The sequence below is a fragment of the Mesorhizobium sp. M1A.F.Ca.ET.072.01.1.1 genome (assembly GCF_004023325.1).
In the GTDB taxonomy this organism is placed as follows: Bacteria; Pseudomonadota; Alphaproteobacteria; order Rhizobiales; family Rhizobiaceae; genus Mesorhizobium.
This window is the reverse complement of sequence record NZ_RZSF01000001.1, coordinates 44,684-61,323: the sequence shown is the minus strand read 5'-3', so window position 1 is coordinate 61,323 and position 16,640 is coordinate 44,684. Positions and strand designations below refer to the sequence as shown.

The 16,640-nt window shown below is 57.5% G+C and carries 14 protein-coding genes and 6 pseudogenes; 11 read left to right on the top strand and 9 right to left on the bottom strand.

Features of this window, described 5'->3' with window-relative positions:
* Nucleotides 1–168: 168 nt before the first annotated feature.
* From EOA32_RS00265 to EOA32_RS39530, 7 genes and pseudogenes are all read left to right on the top strand, one after another.
* Complete coding sequence (locus EOA32_RS00265; RefSeq protein ID WP_063169368.1) at nt 169–1,467, top strand: SidA/IucD/PvdA family monooxygenase; 1,299 nt, start codon at nt 169–171, stop codon at nt 1,465–1,467.
* Between the two features lie 13 nt (nt 1,468–1,480).
* Nucleotides 1,481–1,858, top strand: a complete 378-nt coding sequence (locus EOA32_RS00260) for a hypothetical protein (RefSeq protein ID WP_024505270.1) — start codon at nt 1,481–1,483, stop codon at nt 1,856–1,858.
* Nucleotides 1,859–2,130: 272 nt separating this feature from the next.
* Nucleotides 2,131–3,276 carry a TlpA disulfide reductase family protein gene (locus EOA32_RS00255; RefSeq protein WP_063170388.1) on the top strand — a complete coding sequence of 382 codons (1,146 nt, stop codon included), beginning with the start codon at nt 2,131–2,133 and terminating at the stop codon, nt 3,274–3,276.
* Nucleotides 3,277–3,596: 320 nt separating this feature from the next.
* Nucleotides 3,597–4,040 (top strand): DUF269 domain-containing protein, encoded by a 444-nt coding sequence (locus tag EOA32_RS00250; protein ID WP_245499104.1) that lies wholly within the window; start codon nt 3,597–3,599, stop codon nt 4,038–4,040.
* Nucleotides 4,041–4,130: 90 nt separating this feature from the next.
* The gene (locus tag EOA32_RS00245; protein ID WP_224571204.1) at nt 4,131–4,289 is read left to right on the top strand and encodes a CCE_0567 family metalloprotein; all 159 of its coding nucleotides are present in this window, start codon (nt 4,131–4,133) and stop codon (nt 4,287–4,289) included.
* Nucleotides 4,286–4,602 (top strand): annotated as a pseudogene (fdxB, locus tag EOA32_RS00240) (ferredoxin III, nif-specific). Before EOA32_RS00245 ends, fdxB begins: the two are co-directional and overlap by 4 nt.
* A gap of 72 nt (nt 4,603–4,674) precedes the next feature.
* Nucleotides 4,675–4,752: pseudogene (locus EOA32_RS39530) on the top strand (hypothetical protein); the annotation flags it as partial.
* Between the two features lie 36 nt (nt 4,753–4,788).
* On the opposite strand, the pseudogene EOA32_RS00230 reads toward EOA32_RS39530, so the two are convergent.
* A pseudogene (locus EOA32_RS00230) lies at nt 4,789–5,461 on the bottom strand (transposase); the annotation flags it as partial.
* Nucleotides 5,462–5,487: 26 nt separating this feature from the next.
* Between EOA32_RS00230 and EOA32_RS00225 the strand changes: the two are divergent.
* Nucleotides 5,488–5,601: pseudogene (locus EOA32_RS00225) on the top strand (aminocyclopropane-1-carboxylate deaminase/D-cysteine desulfhydrase family protein); the annotation flags it as partial.
* Between the two features lie 401 nt (nt 5,602–6,002).
* On the opposite strand, the gene EOA32_RS00220 reads toward EOA32_RS00225, so the two are convergent.
* Complete coding sequence (locus EOA32_RS00220) at nt 6,003–6,731, bottom strand: SDR family oxidoreductase (protein WP_126080609.1); 729 nt, start codon at nt 6,729–6,731, stop codon at nt 6,003–6,005.
* Nucleotides 6,732–7,163: 432 nt separating this feature from the next.
* Nucleotides 7,164–8,264 (bottom strand): redoxin domain-containing protein, encoded by a 1,101-nt coding sequence (locus EOA32_RS00215; RefSeq protein WP_348526306.1) that lies wholly within the window; start codon nt 8,262–8,264, stop codon nt 7,164–7,166.
* On the opposite strand from EOA32_RS00215, the gene EOA32_RS38270 reads away from it, so the two are divergent.
* The 3 genes and pseudogenes from EOA32_RS38270 to EOA32_RS38265 all read left to right on the top strand — a co-directional run.
* Complete coding sequence (locus tag EOA32_RS38270; RefSeq protein WP_189353850.1) at nt 8,248–8,520, top strand: hypothetical protein; 273 nt, start codon at nt 8,248–8,250, stop codon at nt 8,518–8,520. The genes EOA32_RS00215 and EOA32_RS38270 overlap by 17 nt on opposite strands.
* 195 nt (nt 8,521–8,715) lie before the next feature.
* A pseudogene (locus tag EOA32_RS00210) lies at nt 8,716–9,158 on the top strand (transposase); the annotation flags it as partial.
* A pseudogene (locus EOA32_RS38265) lies at nt 9,153–9,543 on the top strand (ATP-binding protein); the annotation flags it as partial. The pseudogenes EOA32_RS00210 and EOA32_RS38265, both read left to right, overlap by 6 nt.
* A gap of 169 nt (nt 9,544–9,712) precedes the next feature.
* Here the strand turns inward: EOA32_RS38265 and EOA32_RS00205 are convergent.
* The 6 genes from EOA32_RS00205 to EOA32_RS00180 form a co-directional block, all read right to left on the bottom strand.
* Complete coding sequence (locus EOA32_RS00205; protein ID WP_126080611.1) at nt 9,713–10,264, bottom strand: SET domain-containing protein-lysine N-methyltransferase; 552 nt, start codon at nt 10,262–10,264, stop codon at nt 9,713–9,715.
* 592 nt (nt 10,265–10,856) lie between these two features.
* Entirely contained in the window at nt 10,857–11,852 is a 996-nt protein-coding gene (locus EOA32_RS00200) for a 2-oxoglutarate and iron-dependent oxygenase domain-containing protein (RefSeq protein ID WP_126080612.1), read from the bottom strand.
* Nucleotides 11,853–12,013: 161 nt separating this feature from the next.
* Nucleotides 12,014–12,721 carry a class I SAM-dependent methyltransferase gene (locus EOA32_RS00195; protein ID WP_126080613.1) on the bottom strand — a complete coding sequence of 236 codons (708 nt, stop codon included), beginning with the start codon at nt 12,719–12,721 and terminating at the stop codon, nt 12,014–12,016.
* Nucleotides 12,722–13,423: 702 nt separating this feature from the next.
* Nucleotides 13,424–14,455, bottom strand: a complete 1,032-nt coding sequence (locus EOA32_RS00190) for a GlxA family transcriptional regulator (RefSeq protein WP_164762826.1) — start codon at nt 14,453–14,455, stop codon at nt 13,424–13,426.
* Between the two features lie 84 nt (nt 14,456–14,539).
* Complete coding sequence (locus EOA32_RS00185; RefSeq protein WP_126080615.1) at nt 14,540–15,232, bottom strand: B12-binding domain-containing protein; 693 nt, start codon at nt 15,230–15,232, stop codon at nt 14,540–14,542.
* 381 nt (nt 15,233–15,613) lie between these two features.
* The gene (locus tag EOA32_RS00180; RefSeq protein WP_126080616.1) at nt 15,614–16,522 is read right to left on the bottom strand and encodes a LysR substrate-binding domain-containing protein; all 909 of its coding nucleotides are present in this window, start codon (nt 16,520–16,522) and stop codon (nt 15,614–15,616) included.
* Nucleotides 16,523–16,640: the final 118 nt, after the last annotated feature.

Genomic DNA, 16,640 nt, shown 5'->3' with positions numbered 1-16,640 from the left:
ATGCCGCCGACATTGAGCCCAAGACCTGGAAGGCGGCACACGCTTTTGCTGTCCTCTCAGTCGGGACCGCGGCTCAAGCATGCCTGTGAGGTTCGCATTGCTCAATGCCCGGCAATCGACGTCAACATGCCGCTGAGTTGGAAAACACTCCTAGAGGAGTAAGGATAAGTGGACCTCTTTTGTATTGGTGTGGGTGCTGGACCATCTAATTTGAGCCTTGCGTGTCAGATACAGGAAGAGATTGCGCAAGGGGCACTGTTCCTGGACCGGGAGGTCGATTTCCGAGGACATCCAGGCAGCGCTTTCGATTGCGCGGAGCTCCAGGTCGGCCACTTCCAGGATCTGGTTACTCTGGTCAATCCGCGATCAGCCTACACATTCGTAAACTACCTCCACGAGAACGGGCGTCTTTACAATTTCCTCAATGCGCAATTTCACGGGGTGCTTAGAGCCGAGTTCGCCCAATATCTCAACTGGGCGTTCCAGAAGAATCCGCTTGTCCGTGGCGGCGAGGCCGTTCGCGAAATCCGCTTTGACGGCGAGTTTCGCGTGCGGACGGACAACGCGGTCCTTGATGCAAGAAACCTCGTCATCGACATAGGCAAGCAGGCGCAAATTCCGCCTCAGTTTCATGGCTGGACTGGACCCAACCTGTTCCACTCATCTGAGTTGGCCCACATCAATCCTGAGGTGCAAAAAAAGCATGTCTGCGTTGTTGGCGGCGGACAGTCGGGAGCCGAGCTGCTACTGCACCTTGTCGGCCGGCCGAAAGAACGGCGGCCCGCGGCGATCACATGGGTCTTGACGCGCGAGATGCCTTTCGACGACCACGCGTTCACAAACGGGCTGTTCACGCCATGCTTCTCGGATCGTTTTGCTGCGATGAGCGAGGTGCATCGACAGCTGTTCCTGCGGCGTTTCGCGCTTGCCTCCGAGGGCATTTCAGAAAGCAAGTTGCGCGCGGTCTATCAGGCGCTCTACCACCACGCCTTTCTCGAGCCACACCAATGCGAGATCACATTGCGGCCAAGTTGCAACGTGTCGCGCTGCATCAATGCCGGAGCAGGGCACAGGCTCACGCTGCAACGCGGCTTGGACAACATCGGAGAAGTAACCGCCGATATCGTCATCCTGGCCACCGGGTACGAGAAACCGCTGCCGGGTTTCCTAGAACCGATCGCAGATCGCCTCGAACAGATCGGCAATGAGCTCGCCATCGGCGAGGATTTTTCGGTGTACTGGGACGGACCGCGAGACCGACGCCTTTTCGTTCAGAACGCCTGCCTTGGACAGCGCGGGCTGGCTGATCCGAACTTTGGGCTGCTGGCCTGGCGAGCGCGCCGCATCCTTGACAGCCTTCTGCGGCGCGCGCCATGCGCCAATCCCGAGCATCTAGGGTTCATCAACCGTCCCTTGACGGAGTGCTGGCCCGACCTCGGAGTCGAACAAATGGGCAGCGGGATATGATTCGTCGATATTGATGATCGGCGGTGGCATTCAGGAAAGATTTCCGCCTCTGGCGGCAAAAGCGGGACGAGCAATATTCCTACGGCGTCAGATCGCTCTGCTCGCGCTTGAGCAAGGTAGCGTCGCGCGACTCCTGCTTGGCGTGAAACAGCAAAGGGCATTCAATCACGATGCAGCTTTACGTGCTGTCGGGCTCAACGCCACGTGGATCGAGCCCAACGCCGCCGTTGGCAACCGCGACGCGAATTATGACGCCGGGCCACATGCGGCGGTGGCTGCAAGGGTACCGAGCCTCTCCCGCACTTTCGACCCCATCGCCGAAGTGCGACTACTCCAGGACGCCGAAGCCGGTCTTATCGCCAGCGGGCCAGCCAAACTCTCACCTTCCTAAACGGCAGCCGCTAAGGTGAGCCGTCGAAAGCCGACATTCAGGTTAACGTCAGCTGGCCGTGTTAGGGCTCGCTTATTCAAGGCGGTACCGGCGCTTGCCGAAGCTAAGAAGGGTTGGCATGCCCTTTGCCGTGCTTGATGTGCGGCAACACGGTGAGAGCTCCGCTGAAGCAAGCGAGAGGGAGCAATGCCCTCGAGACCGTGTCCGATTTTGACTGGAAAATATTCCGCGACAAAAGAGACGAAAGGTGTGGAATGACTTTGGACACCAAGATGGAACTGCGTATGGGGTCCCCGGCTCCTGCGCTGAAAGTGGAGAACTGGCTGCGTGGCGAGCCCCTCACGAGCCTTCGGCCCGGCAAGGTCTACCTCGTTGAATTTTGGGCGACTTGGTGCCGACCATGTGTCCACGCCATGCCCCATTTGATCGAACTGCAGGAGAAATATAAAGACAGCGGATTTGAGATTATCGGAGTCGCAGCTTGCGAAAAGGCTGCAACCGCGGACGAAGCGCGGACCAACGTGGATGCCTGGCTGACCGAGAAGTTCCCGAATCTGAATTATCGGACAGCGTTCGATTGCACTGGCGAAATGAAAAAGCTCTGGCTGGAACCCAGCTCTTCGTTCGGGATTCCCACCTCGTTCGTGGTCGACCGCGACGGCCACATCGCTTATATCGGCCACCCGGCACCTCTCGATGACGTTTTGCCGAAAGTCCTTAACGGCAGCTGGCGCAGCAGCTATGAAGCGAAAGCCGTCGATGCAAAGCGAATCTCGCGTGTGCGCGAATCGTCGCTGAGTCAGCCGATATACGCCAAACTTGGGCCGGCGATGCAGGACGAGGATTGGGCAGCGGCACTATTGGCCATCGAAGAAGGCCTCGCCGTGATGCCAGACTCTTTTGATTTTCGGCGGGTTCATGCGGATATTCTGCTTCACAAGCTGCGCGACATCAAAACCGGCTTGCCGCTTATGCGCGAATTGGTCGAGGACGCGATCAACAAAAAGTTCGAAGCGATGTCTTGGGTGGTGATGGCGCTGAACCAACTCTTCCATCCCACGATCGACAACTCCCATCTTCCGCATGATGATCGCTTTGCGATGGGCAAGGAGCTCTCCGAACAGATCCTGGAACTTAATCCTCCGCAAGGCGATGGAGACTTTAAATTCGGGTGTTACTTTCCGGTCGCTCAGTATTATTACGAGAGCGGCAACAAGGACCGGGCGATCGAGTTGATCGAGGTGGCAATCAAATCGCTGGACCATTCGGAGCCAGTGCCGGACCAAACCAAACAGCGCTACCTCACCTCGTTGCTCCAAGCCCTGGCCAACTACACGGGTGAGCCTGCCTGTCACGCGGGTCTCTGTGTGGCTCCGCAAAACAAGACTTCCGAAACTCAAAACGCTGTCACTTCCTGAGCAAGGATCGCGAAGGGCATGACAATTGGAATTGAACACCGGCAAATCCGCCCGCCCAGGCGCACTTCGCAGCAATAACGTCGATGCCGCAAAAGTGCGCGGCTTGCGGCAGGTGGAATTTCCATTGCGTTTACCTCGGGTCGAACCGCGGCGCAGGCGTTCGCGCCGCGGTGAAAGGTCTCGCATTGGTGGACGTGCTCGAGGTCGGCCACGGGACACTGTTGCGTGGGATCGGCTCGCCCAAGCCATTCCCCGCCCACGCAAGCGCCCGAACCACACATCGCAGAAAAAGAGATCGTCCTTCAAGAGGAGTACTGAAATTGGGGAAAAGCGAAATTCCTCATGAACCGGTTGGCCCTGCTGTCCACGGGGACGGCGAGGCCCTTGCTTCCCCGTTCGTCAAATGCCTCCTGCGGCTCATTCGTACTCAGGATTCCTTCGGCTTATGGGAAGGCCATTCGGATGCCGAGCTGCTGGCCGAGTTCATCATCACCAAGCAACAGCAACGTGCGGTACCCTTTGGCGGCGATCCCGATCCTGACGCGCTGTGGAGGCTCGACATGTTTTACACCGCCGTAGCGCTTGCGATCGAGGAGCGCACCGGCGTGTCGACGTCGCCAATAATTGGAATGAAACCCGTGGGGGCTTCCGGCGGTTGGGCGTTCTGTCGAGACGTCCACCGGTTCGGCTTCGAGACTTTCCGCAAACTTGCTGAGGCCGGTACGAAACTGGTCGACGATGCGACTGCAGCCATTGAAGCCTAGCCCGAGATGGAGCGCATCAAGAAACCATTGTTCCAGAAAGGATCTATGTCAGACCTAGATAGGATGAGGAAAAAAGTCTGAAAGCTCCAGTTGCGTGCAGCTATTGCCAAGATGGCATTGCAGGACCTCGTCGAGGGTCTGCCGGGCAAGTGGGCCGACATACAGGAAGTCGCCGAGAAAACCCAAGCCGTTTATGCCGAGTTGGATGTTGCCAAGAGAGAACTCGCTTCAATGAAGAATTTAGGATGATGCGCACATTCACCACCCGTGACGGCTCCATTTGGATGCCGTCGTACCTGACCTCCATCGATAGCAAACCTGCATCGGCTGCTGCCGTTGTTTCAAGGTCTGCTCGCGCGATGTGATGCATCTTCACGGCGTTGATGATGCGGGTGAAATCCTCGGCCCCTGCGATGACGAGGACGACGATTTCGACGGCAAGCTCAATCGCATGATCATGGTTGTCGATGATGCCGGCCGCTGCATAGGCTGCGGAGCCTGCGGCCGCGTCTGCCCCAAGAACTGCCAGACGCATGTTGCGGCCGACCAGCTCGCAACATGATCTGGCGAAAACCAGGAGAACGGCGTTGCACTTCATCTTTTTGTCGGCTCGTGGGGCTGGTCCTGTGCAGCAATGCGTCGATGGTTTACTTCGCTTTGGATTCTCCGTGTGGCAGTCGTCACGACGCTGGCCTGTTCGCTGCTGCTTCAGGCCGGCTACTTCGGCCGCGTGCTCTTTCTGAGCTGGTCATGCGGCTTGGCGCAAAGCAAGCTTCTTGTGCTCGCGCAGGTCATCCATGTTGATGTAGCGGTTGGCCTCCATCCAGTTTTCGTTGGTTTCGACGGCCAGCGCCCTGACCAGGCGCAGGCAGCTTTCGGCGTTCGGGAAGATGCGCACGACATAGGTGCGCCGGCGGATTTCCTCGTTGAGGCGTTCCAGCATGTTGGTGGACTTCAGGTGCTTGTGGTGCTGGCGCGGCAGGCAAAAGAAGGTCAGCGTGCATTCGATGGTCTCCTCTCCCCAGCTCGTCAGTCGCGGATAGCGGCCCGACCATTTGGCAAGCCATGCGGCGAGATCGGCCTTGGCCTCGGCGAGATCGCGCGGTCGTAGAGCCAGCGCAACTCCTGCAGGCAATCATCGCCACGATTTCTCGGCAGGTGATCGAGCGCGTTCCTGAGGCACGTAGCAGCGCTGCCAGGCGGGCTTCGGGGATCACCCCGCCGATCGCCGCCACCAGGCTGGCATGATCGTCGGACACGACCAGTTCGACGCCCCTGAGCCCGCGCGCCTTCAGCGCGACGAGGAAATCCCTCCAGGCCGAGCGGCTTTCGCGATTAGCCATCTCGACGGCCAAGATCTGGCGCCGGCCGTCCCAATCGATGCCGACAGCGATCAGCACCGCCTGGCTCATGACGACGCCGCCCGACGCGATCGCGCCAGATGCCCGATACGCTCGTCACAACCGGTGGCGTGCAGTCCAACCATACGCGCATGGTCGCTGCGGTCGCCGCCAAGACCGGCATGAGATGCCTCCTGGTCCAGGAGAGCTGGGTCCCACATGGACATCCGCGCCTGGTTCAGCCCTAGCGGTGAAGGCATGGCAGCAAGCTCAGCGCCGCTAAACAACACATCGCCAAGGCATGCGAACATTGCATGCTCTCTCGCTCGAACACGCCGCGGCGGGGGCGCTCGTCTCCACGTAGAAGGACCAGATTTGCCATCGAGCCTTCTCCTGTTCACGGCAAATTTCACCCTAAATGCACCGCCGCCTCGGAGATTGGCCCCAGCAGATGTCCGTAGGCAATCATTCTCTGACGTTGCCGAGCGGCGGAACTGGGCGCCATATTCCTTTACCATCAGACGGACCCGGTTCTCGACGTCGCGGCTGATAGCGACAAGGCAGGTGCCAGCGGGAGGATGGCGTTCCAGCGGCCCGCCCCAGTTCGAAATACGACTAACCGTCACGGAAGACTTAACTTGGCAGTTCGGCCACCGTCTACGACAAAAATCTGGCCGGTGACGAATGCAGCTTCGTCGGAGGCAATCCATGCGACCATGGCGGCAACTTCCTCAACGCGGCCTGTTCGGCCCAACGGATGAATGGTACCAAGCCGTTCCAGTGCCTTCTCGGGCAAAGCGGCGACGAAATCGACATTGAGATCCGTATCGATCCAACCAGGCGCTACGCCATTGCAGCGCACCCCGTCTTGCCCGCCGTCCACCGCTACGGCGCGTGTAAGGCCATGCAGCCCAGCCTTCGAGGCACAATATGCCGCGTGCCCTGGGTTAGAGGCCAATCCCTCTATCGAGCCAACATTGACGATTGAGCCACGGCTTCTGCGAAGATGAGGCATGGCGCGACGGATCAGCAGGAAAGGAGCATCAAGATTCAGCGCCATTGTGCGTCGCCACTCGTCAAGCCCGGTATCATCTACCCTTGCTTCAACCATGCACCCAGCGTTGTTGACCAGGATATCGAGGCGGCCAGCCTGTCGAACGACATGGTCAATTACCATGTTCGGAACGCCGGGGTCGCAAAGGTCCGCGACTATCCCTTCTCTATGACCGGTCGCCTCGAGCTGAACCGCAAATACTCTGGCCCCGTCGCTGGCAAGTCTGTCGGCGATTGCCGCCCCAATGCCGCGGCTAGCCCCGGTCACTAAGGCGACCTTCCCCATAAAACGCTTCATTCGGCTGCCCTTTCGCCATTCACCGTTACAAGCATGCCGACGCGAGACGCACGCGCAGGCCGGTTTAATCCGGACACCTTCTCCCGCGTGGTCAAGGCCTACTCCACCCCGTCGGCGATGCGACCATTAAGCGGCCGCAAGATGAATAGGCGTCTCTGACTCCGAAGGCCCAACCTGATGGCCGTGCGCGACGCACGAGCCCGGTCCGGCGCCGCGATTCGTTGCTCTTAGTCGATTTGAACTGAAATGCGAGCATCTGCGCTGACGCTTCTTTCTTCGTTAGGTGCCCGGGCTTTGTCCCATACCACCATGATTTCATGGGTTTCAAAGGCATCCTCAGAACATGTTTAGTAACACCCTGTATATTGATGCCAATTCAGCTGCGATGGACCCATATGCCTGAACGAATTGGCCCGTAAGCCCTTCTTGCTATCAAACCCTTTTATGCTTTCTCCTCGGCCCGCCCTGCGATCGTGCCTTCAGGACATTGCTTTGCGGAGCCGCACAGAGGGCGCCGTAATAAACCTCCTCACCCTTGTAGTTGGCTAAGGCCTGCAGCAAGTTCGGTAGAAGGTGTTGTTTCAGCTCGTCCAGCATAGGGTCCGCACTGTCCAGCGATTTCAGTGCGAACTCGATTAGCTCAATCGCACGATCTTGGTTGCCGCTCTCGTGATAGTATCGAGCCACCGCCGGATAAGTCCGGAACTTGTGGCCGTCGCCTTGGAGTGGATTGCGTGCCAGGATATGCTCGGCCAACTCTTTGCCGAGCGCGAAGCGCTCATGAGACGGAAAGTGCGAGTGGTCGTGCGCCGGACCGAAAAGTTGGTCTAATGTTGCCAGCAGCCAATGCTCGGAGTTCCTTTCGATCGCGTCGCGAGCCAATTGGCGTATGACAGGCAACCCGGCCGGCATGTCTTGCATTCTGTGAAGCAATACATGCGCCTGAGCCAAGCGGAAGTTGATGTCGTCGGGCATCAAGGCGCTGCCCTCTTCGACTGCTGAGAGTGCCGTCTCCCAGTCCTCTTTTCTCACTGCGGCCCAAAATCTCCTATTAATTGACTTGGTCAACGCTTGTTCGCGCTCGGCGATCCGCTTCGAGTCGACTTTCGATGCGTCGCTGGTGCGCCAGCGGCCGTTGAGCACTCTCGCCAAGACCTCGTTAAGTCGAGTAGCGTGACCGATATAGGCGATACGACCGTCTGCATCGATTACAAACAAGATCGGAAATTCGCCAGAAAAGCTTGCTTCCATCCAACGCTTTTTCATTTGGCCCGTATGGTCGAACGCGATCGGAAAATTCAGGTTCGAGCACTTTTCGGTCAACCACGCGTCCAGCTTGACCCGCGCCTCAACCGTCGATAGCGCGCCTTCATGAGCCGCGACCACGATGACCTCGAGCCCACTGTGCTTGAACCTTTCCTGCATCTGCATCAGATGGTGCATCGCCGCCGCACATGGTTCACTCCCAGTTGCCCAAAATTCGACGACGTATACTTTGCCGGGCTGGAAATGTGCGATGGGCTCGCCGCGCACCCAAGTCTCCACATTGATCGAAGGAGCCGGCGACCCCATCTGCAAAACCATATTGCTCTCCAACGCCATCCCAAAGCTGCGCGGCTTTATGGCAAGCTGTTCCCTGAGAGACGGTGCACCGAGTCGACTGAAAGGAGGCCTCTATCGTCAGGCGGGCTTCGATGCAGTCAGCCGTCAATCAGTTTTGCCGCATTTCAACCAGCAAAGGCCGTGCCAGCGCGCTGAACGCCCGCTGACGGCATTAATTTACCTTTGAAAACATCCATGTGTAATGATGCGGACATTTTTGTCAGGTGTTTGTTTCGAATCCGCCATTTTGTCAGTTGCTGTCGGTCTGGGCGTTTAGAGTCCTCGCGCCAGACTGCGATGGGGCAGCAGCACCTGAATACAGACCTGCCACTGAGAATTTCCTCCATCTGAGACTAGAGTCAGGGTCCTTGATTACGGACTGATGAAGACAAAGCGATTTACGGAAGAGCAGATCATCGCGGTTATGCGCGAGCATGAAGAGGGTGCGAAGGCTGGCGATCTTGCCCGCAAGCACGGGATCTCCGAGGCGACGCTGTATAGCTGGAAGGCCAAGTATGGCGGGATGGACGTCTCCGACGCCAAGCGCCTGAGGCCTTGGAAGACGAGAACGCCAAGCTAAAGAAGCTGCTCGCCGACGCTCGAAGCCTCGGCAGTGCGCGAGCTTCTGTCGAAAAAAGTTAGGACCCGCCGCCAAGCGCGAATCCGTAGCGCATCTGCAGGCCGTCATGGGCCTATCGGAGCGTCGGGCCTGTCCTTCGTCGGCGCCGATCGCAAGATGATTGATACCAGTCTGGCCGACCGCCAGAGACACAGCTGCGTGGTCGGCTGCGCGACCTCACGCACGAGCGTCGACGCTTCGGTTACCTGCCCGTCGTCCACGGTGGCGGCAATCTGTTCTTCCAACTCGCAAACGCCCGCTACGAGAAGGGCGCAATGATTGTTACCTCAAATCGCGGCTTCGCCGAATGGGGCGAGGTCTTCGGCGACCCTCGTCGCAACCGCACTTCTCGATCGCCTGCTTCACCATGCGGTCGTCGTCCAGATCGAAGGATCGAGTTATCGGCTCCGCCAGCACGCCGAGCTCATGCCAGAACACTTGCGATCAAAAGCCTCCATCACATTGCCGACATTAAATTCACCATCGCGACCGCGCGGCCGGCCACCGAAAAATGGACACCCCCACCGGGACAGCCTGAGCGGCGAAACTGGGGAATTTTACTTCGGCACTTTTGGGGACGAGTGGCATTGACAGGTGACGCGCAGGGGATTGCACAGATTGTGCGCACACGTTGGTTCAAGGCAGTTCATCTGAAGTCCGCTACTGGCCAGAGGCCGCGCACGCTCACCGCGGCGCGCAACACTGTCAGGGCGGCACTGCCAACGAGCAGGTCATCCGACGCATGTTGCGTTCCCTGGGGCTAAGCAACCCTATCTCTCTCTTGGAAGGTGCCTTGGGTTTTCTTGAGGTACGGTGCGTAAAAACCCGATACGAGCAGAGGATGATCGCGAGGCAATGTGGAGAAGCCTCCGGCTGAGCCTCGGCAATTTCTAGACGAACAAAGACATACCGATACCCCAATGCACTCGAATTCCGATGTAGCGTAGTTCCACGTCACTTCGGCGCCAGAAGAGATATGCTGAATGGCGACGAAGTCGTAGGCCCCGAAGCGATTGGGCACAATCGCTAAGTTTGGATCACAACAATGATTCACAATGACAGCCGGCTTATGAAAGAGAGCATGGACATTCCAGTCCAGTTGAAAGGAGTTTGTCGTTCGAACCGTTTCCATACGGTCAATTAGCCCGATGACGACAATTTCCCCCGGCAGGAAGTCGCGAGCAGCGAATACCCCGCGCCCCCTTTCTCCTCCCGTGCTGAGGATTTTTACGTTGCGGGCATTGAGCTGCTTTGCGCACGCGACGTCATCCGTCAAAATAGACAGATCTTGGTTTATGTGAGTATCAGACATACTGTTTCTTTCGCCTGCTCGATTGAGGGATGAGTACTTTTCGCCAGAGGTCGCTTGGAATTTCGCTGTTTTCGGAACGTCCTCCTAAAATCCCGATGGTTCCAAGTAATTTACGAAGTTGGGGGCTTGTCCATGTTTTGCGCCTTAGGTCCCAGTCAGCGGCGCCTACTGTCTCTCCCAGGAAACACTCAAAAATCGTGCCGATTCACCCGCCCGGCAGCCGAGGATTTTGATTTCTCTCGGCTATTTGACTGAGGCTAACGAAGAGATTGCCTATCACGCGTGTGTAGCGAATCCGACAGACCAGCAGGCGAAGTGGTGACAACGCGTCTGCAAGCGAGCAGTTTATCCTGCTGCGGATGGTGCGCGTGACACGCCAGCCGGGGGTCCAGGTCTCGAAAGCGTTAGCATACCGCAGGAAGTGGCTGCAAAACCCCTGTTGCCGCCAGATGCCGCGCACATTGAGTTTCAAAGGCGCGGTCAAGGGACTAATGCGTGACAATACTGTCCCACCTATGGCGTTTTCTGAGTTCGACTGGGCCGCTTCGACCCCGCAGTGTATTGTCACGCGAGTAGGCGGCGGCCCGCTCTCTCATGCTTTGGCCAAATGAGCATAACTTGCTGCGAAACGCCCGAGTTTGTGTTCGCCGCAAGTCACCGGCCGGTAGCGCAGAGGGTTGCTGTCAGTGACACATGAGGCCAATGGCTCAATGATCGCATCGAAATCAGCATCGATAAAGAAGGGGATTGAGTATCGCTCACGCCCTGAGCTATTCACTACGCGATGTAGGTTGGCCAGATAGACACCGTTGGTGAGCCGCTGAAGCAGGTCCCCGACGTTGATTATGAAAGTACCGTGGATCGGCGTGCCTTGTACCCAATCGCCGTCTCGGTTCATGACCTGAAGACCGCCGACGTCGTCCTGTGCAAGGATGGTCAAATTGCCGTAGTCGGTGTGGGCGCCGATTCCGATCATGTCTTCGCTGATATAACCACTCTGCGGCGGGTAGTGAAGCAGCCGCTGAATGCTGATCGGGTTCCGCATGAGGTCCTCGAAATAGCTTTCCGCCAGGTCCAGACTGAGCGCAATTCCCTGCAAAAGTTTTTTCGATAGGCCCACCATCTCTTGATGGTATCTGTATGTCAGCTCCCGAAACTCGGGCCAACCTGAGGGCCACTGGTTAGGACCAAAAAAGGGACCTTCTAAGGTCGAACGTTCAGGTCCGAAGTCGAAGCACTCCTTGAGGTCTTTGGTCTTGCCCGGATCGGTGTTCTCGCCGAACAGCTCAATGTAACCGCGAAAGGCCGAATCGGAATTGCCAATATGCAGTGACGACTTCTGCGACAATGGCAAATTAAAAAACCTGCGGCTCACATCAAACACCGATTGTATGAAATCCTGCGGGACTCCGTGGTTCTTCACATACATGAATCCAGTATTGGAAAGCGCCCACCGTATCTCCCTGGCCACCACCTGTTTGTTCGTACCGTTGAGGAGCGGTCCGATGTCGACCACCGGTATTTTGTCAAAGCTTTCGCGTTTTGCGCGCAGCTTATCGTCTAGTCTGGCTACTAAACCTTTGGACATTAGTACACCTTTGTTTTGCCGATTGAAGCCGACGCATAGCTGCCGGCCATTTGGATTTATCGTGACGCGAAGTAGTACTGAAACGCGCCACCGTGCTGGAAATACCCCTACTCGTCTTTAGGTCATCCACAACAGGGTTTCGCTCCCGAGGCAGAGCATGATCACAACCCCTGTCGCTCTGCCGCGCTGACCTTCTCGGGCACTTGAAAGACCCAATAGTCCGCACGCTCCTCGGCCACGTATCTGCCGTTGCTTAGACACTGCGCCAGTAAAAGAACGCCCTCATCCTGCAGACGCCGCGCTTCGTCCTCGAAGAATGCGGCCTCGGCGTAGCTCTTGCGGATGCTTGTGATGATGAATCCTTTCGGGCGCGTGACGCGAGCCAGCTCGCGCAGCCCGTCTGGTCTAACGTGCCCAAGTGTAAAGACACCGCAGCAAACCGTGATATCATAGCCCGCGTCGGCGTACTCAGAGAGTACTCCGTTAAGGTCGACACAGTCTTGGACATGACGGTAGACTCGGGTTTGCCGCGCCTTTTCGGCCATCTCTTTGGAAAGATCGAACCCATCGATCAGCCCGAAGCCGAGGCGTTCCAGTTGCACGCCGACAAGGCCTGTTCCGCAGCCAGCATCCAGGATTGTGATGGCAGTTCGCTCGCTGCTCAAATAGGCTGCCTGCACGGTGCCCGCTAGTTCCGCCACGATCATCGGGCCGTAGTACCCCTCGGAGCCAACATCCACATCGTAGGCCCCAGCCCATCCCCGATAGAATTGGGTTAGGCGATCGGCGTCGCCCTCGAGTACGAGGGCGTCCCTGATGCGCTGTCGTGCGACTTGTTCCAGTGTCGTCTGCTGATCGACGGTATTCATGGCAACTCCTCTGATAGGCATAATCGGAAGCGGCTATTCGGCTCCTGATGCCAACTCTCAAATGTGAGAATCAAAGCTCGTGCCAATTGGCCAAAAGCCCGAAGAAAAGCAATTTTGATGAATTCTGCTATCAGGCTGAGGCACAACAACACAACATTGCTCCAACGAAGCCTGTCCGCAAACAACAAAGCCGACAAAGTGTCGGGTTGTGAACTTGCGACCCAGCGTACAGCACTGCCCGCGAACTCATGAAAATCCCGCGCGCCTCCTACGTTGTCAGCTCTATCAATTCCAGTGGCCTGCTATGTGGTGGGTCCGGAATGAGCTGGTACGGGTTGATCAGCCCGGTGCTCGATTGCCATTGGCAATGCAGATGCGGTCGAAGATTTGCGGCCGAAGGAGGCGTCCGCTGGGACTATCGCCGTTTTGGGGCAGGTCAGGATTGCCCTGGCGCTGGAGTCAGTGATGAGGCGCTAAGCTGGGCTTTGGATGGTGTCCTCTCGGACAGCCCAGGACGTCATCCAGCGGCAGACGACGATGGCTTCTTCGGTCGACGTCAGGCACGGTGCTCTTCGACGCCTCGGCTCCCATCGGAGCATCGGCCCGATCGCGTTGAGCGCGAAAGCCAGGCTGCCGAGGTGCTTGCCAATTGATGGCACGTGGGTTTTGCGGGGCTCGTAAGGGGGCGTCACCGAGTATGGGTCAGCCGCGACAGGTACTGGGGTTGGCGCCGAAGGCTTCGCGGAAGCACTTCGAAAAATGTGAGGCCGACACGAAACCACAGGCGACCGCGATCTCAATAATCGGCAACTCTGTTTGTGCAATGAGACGCTTCGCGCGGCTAAGTCTCAAATGCAGGTAAAAGCGCATGGGAGACAACGAAACCGATCGCTGGAAGAGCCGTTCAATCTGACGCTGTGAGCGGCCGACACATCTTGCGATGTCGCGTAAGGGCAGCGGGTCCTCAATATGCTCCTCCATAATGCGAATCACTTCGGCGACCGGCTTGCAGATGCCGGCTTCGCCGCCATTCATGGTCCATTGTCTATCAGAGGCAGGGCGCCAATACCCGGCAGTCGTATGTCGGCAGACGGTCAACGCAATGTCTCTGCCGAGGCGTTCGCTGATCAGCTCCATAACGAGGTCGAACGACGCAAATTCTCCTGCGCAAGTGAGGAGGTGACTATCACGAACGAATAGCCGGTCAGTGACCTGAAGCCGGCCAAATTTTTCAGAGAAAGCGGCTCTCTTGTCCCAATGGATTGTGCACGCGGTGCCGTCCAGCAACCCGCTGTCCGCCAACAGCCATGTCGCCGTACCCAACGCTGTGATTGGAACACCATGCCGCTTGCAAAGCCGAAGAATCTTGCTGAGAGCAGCAGACGTCTGCCTTTCGACCCGTTCGCCTGCACAGACAATGACCATGTTCGTACCTTTGCCAGCCGGAACGCATTCGCCGGTGCTAGCGAAGTCGCTGCCGACCGACAGGACGAACCCGCTGGCGCATTCAACCGGCTGGCCATCCAGGCTTGCAATCGTCCACTCGAAGAATGATCGACCGGACACAGAATTCGCGATGCGAAGGGGATCTACAAATGACGAAAGGCTGAGTAGCGAAAATCCGGGAAGTGCCAGGATAACCAGTCGGTATACGTCCTGCGTGTCGATCACCTGCCGGCTGGGGTTCCATCCCACGATCCGCGAATGATCTCCTGTTGAAAATGGCGCATTCATAAGGTCATACATCCTGGTTGATGGTGATCAACATCGAGCGGCCGCAAACGACACCGGCGCCTTCAGGGTTGGCACCGCAGCCATTCAACTACGGGTGTTATGCTTGCGCTTCATGAAGTCCTTGGCGGTCTCGACAGCCACCGCCGCGTCGCGGCAATAGGCATCGGCGCCGACGGCCTTGCCGAATTCCTCGTTCAGCGGCGCACCGCCGACCAGCACGACATAGTCGTCGCGAATGCCCTTTTCCTTCATCGTGTCGATGACGACCTTCATGTAGGGCATGGTGGTGGTCAGCAGCGCCGACATGCCGACAATATCAGGTTTATGCTCTTCAATCGCCGCCATATACTTCTCGACCGCATTGTTGATGCCGAGGTCGATGACGTCGAAGCCGGCGCCTTCCATCATCATGCCGACGAGGTTCTTGCCAATGTCGTGGATGTCGCCCTTGACGGTGCCGATCACCATCTTGCCCTGCTTTGGCGCGCCGGTGGCGATAAGCAGCGGGCGCAGGATGAACATGCCGGCCTTCATCGCATTGGCCGACAGCAGCACTTCCGGAACAAACAGGATACCGTCGCGAAAATCCTCGCCGACGATGCGCATGCCTTCGACCAGCGCCTCGGTGAGCACCTTGTAGGGCGCCCATCCGCGCTCCAGCAGGATGGCCGTGCCTTCCTCAATTTCTTCCTTCAGCCCGTCATAAAGGTCGTCGTGCATCTGCTGCACGAGTTCCTCGTCGGACAGCTCGGAAAGGATGATCTCTTCGTCAGCCATGTTGGTTCACCTGATGCTCAATTCAAAGGAGGTCGGCGCCCCATCTCGATGGGGCACCGATCAGGCTTCCGGTTCGAAGCCTTGGGAGTTGATTTTCAGGCTGCCAGCCACTATTCCCGCAGGTGAATCTGGGAACCGGAAGACTGGCCTGTGCGGCGCCGGATTGCGGGAATATCAGTGTCCATCATCGCGTCACCCTCAGCGGAATGACCCGCATCCCGCGTCAAACATCAGTGGCCCGGCCGTCCAATAGGGGCGGACCCTAGCTTAATCTCGCGCTGATGATAGGCGCCGGCAATTGTCCTGAGAATGCGCAAAAGCTTTCGCTTGTCTTAAATCCAGTTTATATCCAGAGGCGGATAGGGTGAGGGGCAATTCAGGTCACGGGCGGAGTTCTTCAGACTGGACGAGAAACCAGTCAACCAAAATCTTGCATCTCTTGTTCTTGCTGGCATCCTCGCTGGCCAACAGAAAGAAGGCCCTGTCGGTCTGGATTTGGGTTGGCAATGGCTTGACCAGGAGGCGGTTGTCGAGCAACTGCTGGGCGGTAAGGGACCACCCCAATGCTATTCCTTCACCAGCCAGAGCCGCTTGAAGCGTTAGCTGGTAGTCATTGAACACGATATTGGGCTTGATGTCGCTGGCATCGCCGCCTGCCAACTCGACCCATTCGGGCCAATCCAGGCGCTTGCGAAAAGCATCGGACGAATGAATCAGTTGATGGTGGATCAGATCTTCGACGGCTTGGGGAGCGGGGTGCGACAGAAGATATGCCGGTGAGCAGACGGGAAAGATGATCTCGTCGCAAACGAACCAGCTGTTGGCCCTTTCAAAATTCCGGGGCCGCACCCAAACCGTCACGTCGATCTCATGATCTGGCTCGACATCGCGGTCGGTGGCGACCACCTTGATCCTGACGTCCGGATGCTCTTCCTGGAAATGATAGAGTTGAGGCGCGAGCCAATGTGCCGCCAGAGATGTCGAAGCTGCGAAAGTTATGTACTTCGTTCCGCGATCAGTGATGGTCTCAAGCCGCTGTTCCAGACGGCGGAAGCTGTTGCGCACCTCATCGTAGAGCTGCCTGCCGGGCTCGGTCAGCTGCACTCCCCGATTGTCTCGGACAAAGAGTGCCGTCCCGCAATGCTTTTCGAACATTTTGATCGAATGCGAGATACTTGGCTGCGTCACGTTGAGTTCGCTGGCCGCGTTCTTGAAACTCAGCGTTCGGGCCGCCGCTTCGAAGACGAAAAGCGAATGCGTCGATGGGACAAGATTGCGAAGCTTGGACATGAAGCAGGTCTATATCAGACCGCATATTTTCCGTCTACGAGACGAACGACACATCGTTTATTCGAAACAGGAACAAGCCAGAGCGAGCGGTGCACTACCCACCGGCCGCCTTCACCGA

What these genes read in the sequence shown, in the direction of transcription:
- EOA32_RS00180 (WP_126080616.1), bottom strand. Translation starts at nt 16,522, where the DNA reads ATGTCCAAGCTTCGCAATCTTGTCCCATCGACGCATTCGCTTTTCGTC.
- EOA32_RS00220 (WP_126080609.1), bottom strand. Translation starts at nt 6,731, where the DNA reads ATGAAGCGTTTTATGGGGAAGGTCGCCTTAGTGACCGGGGCTAGCCGC.
- EOA32_RS00195 (WP_126080613.1), bottom strand. Translation starts at nt 12,721, where the DNA reads ATGAATACCGTCGATCAGCAGACGACACTGGAACAAGTCGCACGACAG.
- EOA32_RS00260 (WP_024505270.1), top strand. Translation starts at nt 1,481, where the DNA reads ATGATCGGCGGTGGCATTCAGGAAAGATTTCCGCCTCTGGCGGCAAAA.
- EOA32_RS00200 (WP_126080612.1), bottom strand. Translation starts at nt 11,852, where the DNA reads ATGTCCAAAGGTTTAGTAGCCAGACTAGACGATAAGCTGCGCGCAAAA.
- EOA32_RS00185 (WP_126080615.1), bottom strand. Translation starts at nt 15,232, where the DNA reads ATGGCTGACGAAGAGATCATCCTTTCCGAGCTGTCCGACGAGGAACTC.
- EOA32_RS00255 (WP_063170388.1), top strand. Translation starts at nt 2,131, where the DNA reads ATGGAACTGCGTATGGGGTCCCCGGCTCCTGCGCTGAAAGTGGAGAAC.
- EOA32_RS00190 (WP_164762826.1), bottom strand. Translation starts at nt 14,455, where the DNA reads ATGAATGCGCCATTTTCAACAGGAGATCATTCGCGGATCGTGGGATGG.
- EOA32_RS38270 (WP_189353850.1), top strand. Translation starts at nt 8,248, where the DNA reads ATGGGCTCGCCGCGCACCCAAGTCTCCACATTGATCGAAGGAGCCGGC.
- EOA32_RS00205 (WP_126080611.1), bottom strand. Translation starts at nt 10,264, where the DNA reads ATGTCTGATACTCACATAAACCAAGATCTGTCTATTTTGACGGATGAC.